Below are 12940 nucleotides of genomic sequence, written 5' to 3' on the forward strand. Positions count from 1 at the left end.
CGTCAATTTTAATATTTAAGAAATTCTTACTCCTATTGTTTTCCCTTGTCTAAATAAAAATTCTCTATCATTCATTTTTCTATTCATTCCCATTTTACTCCAATTACAACTAATTACTTCATTTTCGTTATTTTCTTCAGCTTGTAAATAAAGTGAAACTGCAATAGCTGCTGCTCTTTTCTTTTTTTCTAATAATTCCATAATTTTTAATATTTATTGAGGGATGTTTCCATGTTTTTTTGCTGGTACAATTTCAACTTTAGAGCCTAAAGCTTCTAAAGCCATTACCAATCTTTCTCTTGTTTCACTTGGTAAAATTACTTCATCAATATAACCTCTTTCAGCTGCCAAATATGGTACACCAAAAGCCGTTTCATATTCTTCAATTTTTTCTTCTCTTTTAGCTGCTTTATCTTCTGCTTGTGCAATTTCTTTTTTATAACTTGAAATTACTTCAACAGCTCCTTTAGCTCCCATTACTGCAATTTCAGCTGTTGGCCAAGCAAAAACCATATCTGCTCCTAAATGTTTAGAACTCATTGCAACGTATGCTCCACCATAATCTTTACGAACAACTACTGTAAATTTAGGTACAGTTGCTTCAGAGTAACTCCATAATAATTTTGCACCGTGTCTAATAATTCCGTTCCATTCTTGTTGGACACCAGGCAAGTAACCAGGCACATCAACAAAAGTTATAATTGGAATATTAAAAGCATCACAAGTTCTAATAAATCTACTAATCTTATCCGATGCGTCAATATCTAAACAACCAGCTAAAATCATTGGTTGATTGGCAATTATACCAACAGATCTATTATTTAATCTACCAAAACCAACAATACAGTTTTCAGCAAAATATTCGTGTACTTCATAGAAATGACCGGCATCCAAAACCTCTTCAATAATATCTTTCATATTATATGGTACTTTTGAATCGTCTGGAATAATGGTATTCAACATTTCACAAGCACGTTTTGGATCATCTCCCATTTCTAAAATTGGGGTCATTTCCATATTGTTATTTGGAAGGTAATCTATTAATTCTCTAATTTGTTCAATACAATCGGTATCATCTTCACAAGCAAAATGTGCATTTCCACTTTTTGAATTATGAACCATTGCTCCTCCTAATTCTTCGAAAGTAGTATCTTCACCTGTTACTGTTTTAATTACATATGGACTTGTAATAAACATATTACTTGTTTTTTTCACCATAAAAATGAAATCTGTCATTGCAGGCGAATAAACTGCTCCACCAGCACAAGGTCCCATAATTGCCGAAATCTGTGGAATTACACCAGATGCTCTTGAGTTTCTAAAGAAAACATCTCCATAACCTTTTAAAGCATCTACACCTTCTTCTACTCTTGCTCCTCCAGAATCATTTAATCCAACAACTGGCGCTCCAGCTTTTAAAGCTAAGTCCATTATTTTACAAATTTTTGTTGCGTGCATTTCTCCTAAAGCACCTCCGCTAGATGTAAAATCTTGAGAAAAAGCAAATACTGTTCTTCCATTAACTAGTCCGTGTCCAACAATTACTCCATCTGAAGCTATTTCAACTTGCTCCATTCCAAAATTTACAGAACGATGTTTAACCAAAGAATCTATTTCATAAAAACTTCCTTCATCAAACAATATATTAATACGCTCACGAGCAGTTAATTTACCTTTTGCATGTTGTTTTTCAATTCTTTGTTCACCACCCATTTGCGCGGCTTGTTCTCTACGAGTAATTAAATATGATATTTTATCAGAAACTTTCATTTTTTATATATAGTTTTTCTATTTTTTAATGCTTCTTTTTTTAACTTTCTTCAATGCTATTTTTGTTGTATAAAGATAAAGATTGTTATCTAGATTATGGCCCATTTTTAATATAAAAAAAACAAAAAAACCCAATTCCCGTTATTTTTAATGAACAATTTTGTTGTTTATTTGTTATTTTTAGCCTTGTTTTTTACATTATATTTAATTTTTAAATACATTTTTCGTTTATTTATTGAATTATTCATAAAAATATTTTTCTGTAACATTTGTGTTTTTACATTTTCTACACACCTCTTAAAAAGGAAAAAAATCGTGTTTTAGAGAGCTGAAAAATGCTATTTACAACGATTTCGAAATGACAAATAAAAAAAGTAAATAAGTATTTTTTTTTTAGTGCTTTTTCCCTTCAAAATAGCTCGTTTTTGGCAAAAAAAGCAGGTGAAAAATGAAATTTGAGTAAAAAATTGACTCAAATATTCTTAAAATGAAAAATATTGAAGTAAAATTTAATGTTTTTTTTATAGAATGATTCTAAATTTCTATGTAAAAAGCAATCTTTTAAGGTTTTTAAAAATATATAGTTAAATTAGCTCGATTTAAAAAAAACATCCAAATGAAACCTTCTCAAAACCAAACTCTAACAGACACTTCAAACCCAATAAAAAGAATAATTATTGGTGTGCAATTTTTATTTGTAGCTTTTGGCGCTACAGTTTTAGTGCCTTTATTAATTGACATTGATCCTTCAGTTGCATTATTTACAGCTGGTGTTGGAACATTAATTTTTCATATAATAACCAAAGGAAAAGTACCAGTATTTTTAGGGAGTAGTTTTGCTTTTATTGCTCCAATTATAGCTGCAACTAAAATTTACGGTTACCCTGGAACCTTAGGTGGTATTATTGCGGTGGGATTGGTATACGGAATTGTTTCTGCAATTATTAAATTATGGGGATTACGCATAATTGAAAAAATATTTCCTGCTGTTGTAGTAGGTCCTGTAATTATGATTATTGGATTATCACTTGCAACTGTTGGCGTTGACATGGCGAAAACAAATTGGCCAATTGCTTTAGTTGTTTTAGCAACTGCAATTATTATAGTAACATTTACTAAAGGTTTAATTAAACTCATACCTATTTTTATAGGAATTATTGTTGGTTATATTATTTCAATTATAATTGGGATTGTAGATTTTTCTTCGGTTAATGAAGCTGCTTGGTTTGCTTTACCTAAGTTTACTACTCCTGAATTTAATTGGGGAGCCATTTTATATATGATACCTGTTGCTATTGCTCCTATTATTGAACATATTGGAGATATGTATGCTATTAGTGGTGTTGCAGAAAAACAATTTGTTAAAGATCCTGGATTACATAGAACTTTATTAGGAGATGGTATAGCTACAGCTTTTGCTGGATTTATGGGTGGTCCTCCAAACACAACCTACTCTGAGGTTACTGGAGCTGTCGCTTTAACTAAAATTACCGACCCTAGAGTATTACGAATTGCAGCTGTAACGGCTATTGTGTTTTCTTTGGTTGGAAAAATTAGTGCAATATTGAAAACCATCCCTGCAGCAGTATTAGGCGGTATAATGTTGTTACTTTTTGGTATGATTGCTAGTATTGGTATTAAAACCTTAATTGATAATAAAACCGATTTTTCAATTACCAGAAATCAAGTAATTGTTTCAATTATATTAACAATTGGTATTGGTGGCGCACAATTAGGTTACGGAAACTTTTCATTAGCTGGTATTGGTTTAGCTTCTGTTGTTGGTGTTATTCTAAATTTAGTTTTGCCAAACCCTTCTAAATAAGATAAAAAAAACCGACTACAATTAATTTTAAAAACATTAAAAAACCTTTTGAAAATTTTCAAAAAGGTTTTTTAATGTATAGAATTCTAATTATTTATACATAAAATTTTATAATGAATAGAATTGCAATAATTACCATAATTGGTTTTATTTCTTTATATCTGCCGGTTAGCAGTTTTAATAAAACGAATGATAACATTCCAAAAACAATTCCCTCCGCTATACTATATGTAAGTGGCATCATTATTATAGTGAAAAATGCAGGAATAGATTCCGTAAAATCATCTAAATCTATTTTCATTATTGGAGATATCATAAACAAACCTACAATTATTAAAGCTGGTGCTGTTGCAGCTGCTGGAATAATCATAAAAATTGGAGCGAAAAACAATGCCAATGCAAACATTCCTGCAACAGTTAATGCTGTCATCCCTGTTTTTCCTCCTTCAGCAACACCTGCAGCACTTTCTACATAAGTTGTAACTGTTGATGTCCCTAAAATTGCTCCAACAAAAGTTCCAATTGCATCTGCAAATAATGCTTGTTTAACTCTTGGAACATTTCCTTCTTCATCCAACATTCCTGATTTTGATGATACGCCAACCAATGTTCCCACAGTATCAAACATATCAACAAATAAAAACGTGAATAACACTATTAACATATCTAAACTAAATACTTGAGAAAAATCAAATTTGAAGAAAATTGGCTCTAATGATGGAGGTAAACTTACAAAGCTAAAATTCTCAGGAATCACAGTTACACCAGCAATTAAACCTATTATAGTTGATGCTAAAATTCCAATTAAAATGGCTCCTTTTATTTTTTTTGTTAATAAAACACCTATTATTAATACACCTGCCATACCTACTAAAACTTCAGGATTTTTCATGCTTCCTAAAGTTACTAGTGTTGCTGGATTATCAACTATTAATCCAGTTCCTTTTAAACCTATAAAAGCAATAAACAGACCTATTCCAACGGAAACTGCATGTTTTAAATTTAAAGGTATTGAATTTACTATAAGTTCACGAATATTAAACGCCGTTAAAATAATAAAGATGATTCCTTCAAGAAAAACAGCTGTTAATGCAAATTCCCAAGAATAGCCCATTCCTAAAACTACTGTAAATGCAAAAAAGGCATTTAAACCCATACCTGGAGCAAGTGCAAATGGTAATTTTGCATATAACGCCATAATTAATGTGGCAATAACTGCCGATAATGCTGTTGCTGTAAAAACGGCATCTTTATCCATTCCTGCCGCACTTAAAATACTTGGATTAACTGCCAAAATATATACCATAGTCATAAAAGTGGTAATTCCTGCAATTATTTCCGTTTTTAAGGTTGATTTATTTTCTGTTATTTTAAAAAACTTGTCTAACATAATTTATTTTTTAAATATTCCACTTAATTCCTAATGTTGGTCTTCCTTTTATAGCGTCATTTCCACCCGCAAAATTTGATGAAATTTCTAACTCTCCACCTACAGAAAAAGTTTTATTTAAATGATACCATATTTGTGGTTCAGACAAAAACACGGTTAAGTCTTTCGCTCCTTTATAATTTTGAGTCCACAAATCAGCAAAACCAGTAAATGTTAATTTATTTTCAATTAAATTAACATACCAAGTTCCAGTAACTTGAAAGTTTCCTTTTTCAGCTCCAGTAAAAGCTTTATACCCCGCATATGTTGAAAATCCCCATTTAGCATTTCCTTTTCCATAATTAGCTCCAAAAATCCAAGCTTCGTCAATTGTATAACCACCTGTAGAATTTCCCGCTTTAAATGTTCCCAAACCTGCATTATATTCAACATGTAAACCAACTGGCATTTTTTCTGTTTTTAATACTCTTGCAATTTCATAATATGAACCACTTACACCTGTTGAAGCATCATAATCAAAATCAATAAAGGTAAAAGTATTACCATATTTGTCTATTTTAAACATTTCAAAAGTAGTTGTGAAATGGCCTCTTTCAAAATCTCTATGCAATTGAAAGTTTTGTGCTGTAACAGAAACTGTTACAAAAATTGTAATAAGGGTGATTAGTTTTTTCATTGTGTTTGTTTGTTAATTGTTATAAAAAAATTAAGGACAAAAATACTACAATAAACACTAAATAGTCCTATTCATTTTTTTCAATTATTAACACGTAATTAACTATTTAAAATGAAAATAAATAACGTAAATGTTAAAACCTTAATTTTAATTAATATAAATTGAAATATTCCTATAAAAACTAAATTACCTCTAACCTATTTTACTCATTTCATTCGTAAAATAATATTATAATTATTTTACGAATTATTTATAATTTATAAGAAAAAAGAAGACAATTAAGTTGATTTACACATACTTATGTTGTAAATTTATTGTAACTAAATTATTTAACTATGAAACGGACAAGGCTATTATCTCGCCTTTGGGAGTTTCAGAATAAGTATGGTTACATCCCTGACAATGCTATTTCAGAAATTGCTCAAAAATTAAGAGTATCAAAAATTGAAATTGAAGGAGTTATCTCTTTTTATCATTTCTTCCACAGAAAACCAACTGGTAAATATATTGTTTACCTTAATAACAGCATTATTTCAGAATTAAATGGATTTAAGGATATAAAAGCTGCTTTTGAAAAAGAAACGGGTTGCACTTTTAATAGTTACGACAACAATCCACTGTTTTCATTATTCGAAACATCTTGTATTGGACTTAGCGATCAAGAACCAGCAGCACTTATAAATTTTCATGCATTTACTCATTTAACTCCTGAAAAAGTTAAATCAATTATTGAAAAGCTAAAAAATTATGTAAAATTAGATTCCATTGCAAATAATCCAGTTTGTAAAATTCAATATACACCTTCTGAAAATAAAACAATTTTCTTCAGAAATTACATCTTAGGTAACTCATTAAAAAAAATAAAACCTAACACCCAAAATAAACTTTTAGCACAAATTGAAAAAGCTGAGTTAAAAGGAAGAGGTGGTGCATTCTTTTCAACCGCAGCAAAATGGAATGCTTGTAAAACTTCAAATAGTACAAAAAAATACATAATTTGTAATGCTGATGAAGGTGAACCAGGTACTTTTAAAGATAAAGCATTACTAACTAATTATCCTGGTTTAGTAATTGAAGGTATGATTTTAGCAGCCTATATTACAGGTGCCAAAACTGGATATATTTATTTAAGGACCGAATATAAATATTTACTAAAAAAACTAAAAAATACTTTAATGGAATTTGAAGAAAAAGGGTTTTTAGGTAAAAATATACAAGGCATTGATAATTTTAATTTTAAAATAAAAATTGAATTAGGTGCAGGAGCATATGTTTGCGGAGCCGAAACTGCTTTAATAGAATCTTTAGAAGGTTTTAGAGGAGAACCAAGGATTCGGAAACATTTCCCTACAGAAAATGGATATTTAGGCTATTCCACTATTGTAAATAATGTAGAAACCTTTGCTATGGCTTCTAGAATTATTGAATTAGGTGCTAACTTTATAAATACTATAGGAACAAAACAAAGTAAAGGAACCAAAATAATTAGCCTAGCTGGCGATATTGCAAAACCGGGAATTTATGAAATTGAATGGGGAATGTCTGTACAAGAAATACTTCATTTAAGCCAAGCAACAGCACCACATTTTGTGCAAATTAGTGGACCTTCTGGAGAATGTATTAATGAAACCGAATTTCATAGAAAAATATGTGAGGAAGATTTAGTTTGTGGTGGCTCCATAATGGTTTTTAATAAATTTAGAAGCATTATTCAAATATTAGAAAACTTTAGTAAATTCTTTAAAATTGAATCTTGTGGCGCATGTACCCCTTGCCGTGCAGGAAATCAAATTTTATATGAAAAAATCCTAAAAATTAAACGAGGAATATGCACTTCAAAAGATTTAGAAGAGATAAAAGAATGGGGTAAAATTATGCAAAGCTCAAGCCGTTGTGGTTTAGGACAATATGCAGCAAACACCTTAATAATGGCCATTGATAAATTTAATGATTATTTTAGTTTAAAAGTAGCTTCGTGCACAGATAACTGTAATGTAGAATTTGATATGCAAAATGCAGTTTATGATTACGATCTTATAATAAACACTCAAATTAACGATGTTAATTAAATTATAATAAATGCAATATTTAGCATATAATAAATATTAATTTTATCATAAACATATTTTAATACGCCATTATTTACTTTTATATCAATTTAATATGTAGCATTTCGTATCTAACTACTAGGTATAAAATAATAAAATAATGATTTTGTTGTATAATTTTCAATAGTCTACTACTGTCTATTTAAATAACTGTAAAAAGAGTTTTCAACATTAAAAATCAACACTTTAAATATGAATAATCCGTAACTTTAAGTACCAAAAAGTACAATACAACTTCATATGGAAAGAATACATTTATTAAATAAACTTTGGGAGTACCAGCATCAGTTTGGTTACATTTCAAAAAAAGCAATTTCAGAAATTTCTATTTTATTAAATGTTTCTGCAATTGAAATTGAAAGTGTAATTTCATTTTATCATTTTTTTCAAAAAAATCCAACAGGAAAACATACCATTTATTTAAGTAACAATATTATTTCTGAATTAAAAGGATTTGCTGAAGTTAAAACTGCTTTTGAAAAAGAAACTGGTTGTACATTTAATGAACTCGGAAACGAAGAATTTTCTTTGTTTGAAACATCATGTATCGGTTTAAATGATCAAAGTCCAGCTGCACTTATAAATTTTCAACCTTTTGCAGATTTAACTCCAAAAAAAGTATCGTTAATAATTCAAAAAATACGAAATGGCGAAAATGTAATAAATTTTGCAAGTAAAGTGAAAAGTAAAATACATTTTATTCCTACAAATAATAAAGCTGTTATTTTTAAACCTTATGAAATAGGAACAAGTATTAAAGAAGGCTTAAAATATACACCTCAACAAATAATAGATAAAATTTCTAAATCTAAACTATTGGGCTGTGGTGGCGCTTTTTTTGAAGTAGGCTACAAATGGCAATCCTGCAAAAACAATGAAGCCGATGCAAAATATATTATTTGCAATGCAGACGAAGGAGAACCCGGAACATTTAAAGATAGAGCTTTGCTTCAACACCTTCCTGGTTTAGTTATTGAAGGCATGATTTTAGCAGGTTATGCAACCGGAGCAAGAGAAGGTATTTTCTATTTAAGAGCCGAATATCAATTTTTATTAAAAGAATTGGAACAACAAATTAAACAGTTTCATGATAAAAATTTATTGGGAAAAAACATTCAAGAAATTGAAGGTTTTAATTTTGAAATAAGAATTCAATTAGGTGGAGGATCTTATGTTTGCGGCGCCGCATCTGCATTAATTGAATCTTTAGAAGGTCGCAGAGGAGAACCACCCGTTAGAACTTGGTCTGCGACAAAATACGGCTTTAAAAACAAACCTACAGTAGTAAACAACGTAGAAACATTAGCTTACGCATCCAGAATTATTGAATTAGGTGAAGATTTCTTTTTAACTATTGGAACACCAAAATCACCGGGAACAAAATTAATTAGTATATCAGGCGATGTTGCAAAACCAGGTATTTATGAAATTGAATATGGAACCACAATTGGAGATTTATTAAGTATTGAAATGAGCCAAGCAACATCTCCTTATCTAGTACAAGTTAGTGGGCCATCTGGAGAATGTTTAAATACTACCGAATTCAATCGTAAAATTTGTAAAGAAGATATTTTGTGTGGCGGTTCATTTATGGTATTTAATAGAAACCGAGACATATTGCAGATTTTAAGAAATTTTATGGAATTTTTTAAAGAAGAATCTTGCGGTGTTTGTACACCTTGTAGAGCTGGTAATTTTATTTTAACAGAAAAAGTAAAGAAAATTCAACGCGGCTTATGTACACAAGAAGATTTAGATGAAATTCAACAATGGGGAAACATAATTAAACTTTCAAGCAGATGCGGATTAGGAAAGGCATCTCCAAATGCTTTAATAATGGCAACTGAAAAGTTTAAAGATTATTTTAATGTAAAAATAGCGCCAAACAATGGAAACCAAAATGTAGAATTTGATATGGAAAATGCTATTTATGAATTTGATAGTTTAATAAAAGACACACAACTTTAGCAAAAATATTAAAAATGGAAAACATAACCTTTAAATTAGATGGAAGAATTTGCACCGCCGAAAAAGGCTTAAATTTAATTGAAGCTGCAAAACAAAATGGTATCTTTATTCCAACTTTATGCCATTTTAAACACTTAAATCCATTAGGAAGTTGCAGAGTTTGCACTGTCAACTTAAATGGCCGTTCAGTTGCTGGATGTACCATTCAAGTTCAAGAAGGAATGGATATTGAAGTAAATACTATAGAATTACTTGATACCCGAAAAGCCATTTTAGAAATGATGTTTGTTGAAGGAAATCACTTTTGTCCTTCCTGTGAAAAAAGTGGTGATTGTCAAATGCAAAATTTAGGATACGAAACAGGTATCAGATTTACACGTTTTCCTCACCTATTTGTTGACAGACTGGTAGATGCACGTCCAGAACGCATTGTCATCAACCAAAATAGGTGCATTAAATGTAAACGCTGTATTGAAGAAGTAAAAACGGCAGATGGCTATAATGTATTTAGTTTTACCGAAAGAGGTAACAGCACTAAAGTTTCTATAGATTATAAGCAAGAAGCTAAATTATCTGAAATTGAAGCTGAACGTGCAATGCAAATTTGCCCAACAGGTTCTATTTTGGTAAAAGGAAAAACATTCAGTAAACCATTTGGCGATCGTCAATTTGATTTAGGTCCTGAAGGCAAATTATTTTCCTTAGATAAAATTAAAAAACATAGAACTAAAAATAAGAAAAAACGAATTGCAACCACCTCATTGGCAGGTTGTTTTGGCTGCCACATGTCTATGTTAGATATAGATTTAGGCTTATTAGATTTATTAGAAGTTGTTGAATTTAACAAATCTCCATTAACTGATCTAAAAAACTTTACAGAACATTGTGATATTGGTTTAATTGAAGGTGGTTGTTGTAACACAAATAATATTGAAGTTTTAAGAGAGTTCCGTAAACATTGTGATATTTTAGTTTCAGTAGGAGAATGTGCAATTTGGGGCGGATTACCAGCTATAAGAAATACTTTTCCACTTGAAGAATGCTTAAGAGAAGCTTATTTAGAATCTATGACAAGTGAAGAAGGAGCTACAATTATCCCTAATCACGAAGACATTCCTAAAATATTAAACAAAGTATATTCTAACCACGAAGTGGTAAAAATAGATTATCACATTCCAGGTTGCCCACCAAATGCCAATCATATTTGGAATGTTGTAAAACATATTTTATTTGAAGAAGAATATTCCATCGCATATCCTGAATTTAAATATGACTAAACCTTAAAAATTTAAAAATGAGTACAAAAAAAATAGTTATAGAACCAGTAACCAGAGTTGAAGGTCATGGAAAAGTAACCATTAAAATAAATGAAAATGGTAAAGTTGAAGACGCTTTTTTACATATTGTAGAATTTAGAGGTTTCGAAAAATTTATACAAGGTCATCCCTATTGGGAAGCACCAGTTTTAGTGCAACGTTTGTGTGGTATCTGTCCTGTAAGTCATCATCTTGCAGCCGCAAAAGCAATTGATCAATTAGTTGGTGTTGATCCTGAAAACTTATCACCTACTGCTACAAAATTGCGTAAATTATTACATTACGGACAAGTATTTCAGTCTCATGCATTACACTTTTTCTACTTAGCTTCACCAGATATTTTATTTGGTATCAACGCTCCTGCTGAAAAAAGAAATATTGTTGCCGTTGCAGCAGAAAATAGAGAATTGGCAAAAAAAGGAATTTTAATGCGAAAATTTGGTCAAGAAATAATTAAAGCGCTGGCAGGCAAAAAAATTCACGGAATATTAGCTGTGCCTGGTGGAGTTCATAAAACATTTACCAAACAAGAACGTCAATATTTTTTAGATGGAATTCAAATTCCAACAATTGATACTATGATTCAATGGTCAAAAGAAATAATCGACTTTATGAAAAATTATCACACCGAAAATGCTAAATGGATTGATCATTTTGCCGCGTATCCATCAAATCATTTAGGCTTGGTTGATAAAGAAACAGGGGCTTTAGAATTATACGATGGAAGATTACGTTCTGTTGATTTTGAAGGAAAAGAACTTCTAAATATTGAAGATATTGAATATCGCTACCACTTTAAAGAAGCTGTAGAGCCTTGGTCATATTTAAAATTTCCTTATATGACAAAATACGGAAGAGAAAATGGATGGAACAGAGTTGGTCCGTTAGCGCGTTTAAATACTGCTTCACATATTACAACCCCTTTTGCAGAAATTGAACGACAAATATTTAAGGCATACACAAAAAACAAACCTAACAATATGACCATGCACACACATTGGGCACGTTTAATAGAAATGCTACATTGTGCAGAATTAATGAAGGAATTATTACATGATGATGCGTTAATGGGAACCGATTTAGTTAGAAAAGGAACGCCGAGAAATAAAGGAATTGGTATTATTGAAGCGCCAAGAGGAACCTTAATTCACGAATATCATACTGATGATAAAGGCTTAATCACAAAATGTAATTTAATAGTATCTACTACGCATAATAATGAAGCAATGAACCGAGGCGTTAGAGTTGTTGCTCAGGAAGTTTTAAATGATAAACCTGAGATTACTGAACCTATGCTAAATCAAATTGAAATGGCAATTAGAGCCTACGATCCTTGTTTAAGTTGCGCAACACATGCATTAGGTGAAATGCCTTTAATTGTTCAAATAGAAGACATCCAAGGAAATTTAATAGATGAAAAAATTAGATAAAACACTTATAATAGGTATTGGAAATAACACTCGCCAAGACGATGGTCTTGGTTGGTGTTTTTTAGATAAATTAATGGAAGATGGCTATAATGAAGATCATTTATTATACAAATATCAATTAATGGTGGAAGATGCCGAATTAATTAGCGAGTATGATACTGTTATTTTTGTTGACGCAAATAAAACTACAAATAACAATGGATTTGCTATTGAACAAATTTATCCTGCGGAAAAAGTAGCCTTTTCTACCCACTCGGTTCCTCCAAACCAAATATTAAATTTGTGTGAAACAATTTATGATAAAAAGCCAAAAGCCTATGTAATTAAAATTGATGGCTACAGTTGGAATTTTACTATTAGTTTAACAAATAAAGCTACAGAAAATTTAAATAATTCTTTGTCCCATTTTAAATCGTTTATATTTTAAATTTTATTAATTTTAATATTCAATTAAATT

Annotated in this window: 10 protein-coding genes; 6 read left to right on the top strand and 4 right to left on the bottom strand. The window is 30.3% G+C overall.

Going from position 1 to position 12940, the window contains the following annotated elements; all coding sequences use genetic code 11:
* Window positions 1-15: 15 nt before the first annotated feature.
* Together JEY78_RS13990 and JEY78_RS13995 are read right to left on the bottom strand one after the other, a co-directional pair.
* On the bottom strand, window positions 16-201 hold the full coding sequence (locus JEY78_RS13990) for a hypothetical protein (RefSeq protein WP_291852669.1): 186 nt from the start codon (window positions 199-201) through the stop codon (window positions 16-18).
* Window positions 202-213: 12 nt separating this feature from the next.
* Window positions 214-1770, bottom strand: coding sequence for an acyl-CoA carboxylase subunit beta (locus JEY78_RS13995; protein WP_291852672.1), 1557 nt, complete (start codon window positions 1768-1770; stop codon window positions 214-216).
* Between the two features lie 616 nt (window positions 1771-2386).
* Between JEY78_RS13995 and JEY78_RS14000 the strand changes: the two genes are divergently transcribed.
* On the top strand, window positions 2387-3595 hold the full coding sequence (locus tag JEY78_RS14000) for a uracil-xanthine permease family protein (protein ID WP_291852675.1): 1209 nt from the start codon (window positions 2387-2389) through the stop codon (window positions 3593-3595).
* 94 nt (window positions 3596-3689) lie between these two features.
* Here JEY78_RS14000 and JEY78_RS14005 read toward each other — a convergent pair whose 3' ends face one another.
* Window positions 3690-4985, bottom strand: a complete 1296-nt coding sequence (locus tag JEY78_RS14005) for an NCS2 family permease (protein WP_291852678.1) — start codon at window positions 4983-4985, stop codon at window positions 3690-3692.
* 10 nt (window positions 4986-4995) lie between these two features.
* A complete protein-coding gene (locus tag JEY78_RS14010) occupies window positions 4996-5661 on the bottom strand; it encodes a DUF5020 family protein (protein ID WP_291852681.1) in 666 nt (221 codons plus the stop codon).
* 335 nt (window positions 5662-5996) lie between these two features.
* Between JEY78_RS14010 and JEY78_RS14015 the strand changes: the two genes are divergently transcribed.
* From JEY78_RS14015 to JEY78_RS14035, 5 genes are all read left to right on the top strand, one after another.
* A complete protein-coding gene (locus JEY78_RS14015) occupies window positions 5997-7730 on the top strand; it encodes an NAD(P)H-dependent oxidoreductase subunit E (RefSeq protein WP_291852684.1) in 1734 nt (577 codons plus the stop codon).
* Window positions 7731-8009: 279 nt separating this feature from the next.
* A complete protein-coding gene (locus JEY78_RS14020) occupies window positions 8010-9737 on the top strand; it encodes an NAD(P)H-dependent oxidoreductase subunit E (protein WP_291852687.1) in 1728 nt (575 codons plus the stop codon).
* 14 nt (window positions 9738-9751) lie between these two features.
* Window positions 9752-11014 carry a 2Fe-2S iron-sulfur cluster-binding protein gene (locus tag JEY78_RS14025; protein ID WP_291852690.1) on the top strand — a complete coding sequence of 421 codons (1263 nt, stop codon included), beginning with the start codon at window positions 9752-9754 and terminating at the stop codon, window positions 11012-11014.
* 17 nt (window positions 11015-11031) lie between these two features.
* Window positions 11032-12483, top strand: a complete 1452-nt coding sequence (locus JEY78_RS14030; RefSeq protein ID WP_291852693.1) for a Ni/Fe hydrogenase subunit alpha — start codon at window positions 11032-11034, stop codon at window positions 12481-12483.
* Window positions 12467-12910 (top strand): hydrogenase maturation protease, encoded by a 444-nt coding sequence (locus JEY78_RS14035; protein ID WP_291852696.1) that lies wholly within the window; start codon window positions 12467-12469, stop codon window positions 12908-12910. Before JEY78_RS14030 ends, JEY78_RS14035 begins: the two co-directional genes overlap by 17 nt.
* The last annotated feature ends 30 nt before the right edge of the window (window positions 12911-12940 follow it).

Origin of the sequence: Lutibacter sp. (assembly GCF_016342705.1) — a bacterium.
In the GTDB taxonomy this organism is placed as follows: Bacteria; Bacteroidota; Bacteroidia; order Flavobacteriales; family Flavobacteriaceae; genus Lutibacter.

Coding starts and splice junctions, on each gene's coding strand:
- JEY78_RS14035 (WP_291852696.1), top strand. CDS start 12,467: ATGAAAAAATTAGATAAAACACTTATAATAGGTATTGGAAATAACACT.
- JEY78_RS14000 (WP_291852675.1), top strand. CDS start 2,387: ATGAAACCTTCTCAAAACCAAACTCTAACAGACACTTCAAACCCAATA.
- JEY78_RS13995 (WP_291852672.1), bottom strand. CDS start 1,770: ATGAAAGTTTCTGATAAAATATCATATTTAATTACTCGTAGAGAACAA.
- JEY78_RS14030 (WP_291852693.1), top strand. CDS start 11,032: ATGAGTACAAAAAAAATAGTTATAGAACCAGTAACCAGAGTTGAAGGT.
- JEY78_RS14005 (WP_291852678.1), bottom strand. CDS start 4,985: ATGTTAGACAAGTTTTTTAAAATAACAGAAAATAAATCAACCTTAAAA.
- JEY78_RS14020 (WP_291852687.1), top strand. CDS start 8,010: ATGGAAAGAATACATTTATTAAATAAACTTTGGGAGTACCAGCATCAG.
- JEY78_RS14010 (WP_291852681.1), bottom strand. CDS start 5,661: ATGAAAAAACTAATCACCCTTATTACAATTTTTGTAACAGTTTCTGTT.
- JEY78_RS14015 (WP_291852684.1), top strand. CDS start 5,997: ATGAAACGGACAAGGCTATTATCTCGCCTTTGGGAGTTTCAGAATAAG.
- JEY78_RS13990 (WP_291852669.1), bottom strand. CDS start 201: ATGGAATTATTAGAAAAAAAGAAAAGAGCAGCAGCTATTGCAGTTTCA.
- JEY78_RS14025 (WP_291852690.1), top strand. CDS start 9,752: ATGGAAAACATAACCTTTAAATTAGATGGAAGAATTTGCACCGCCGAA.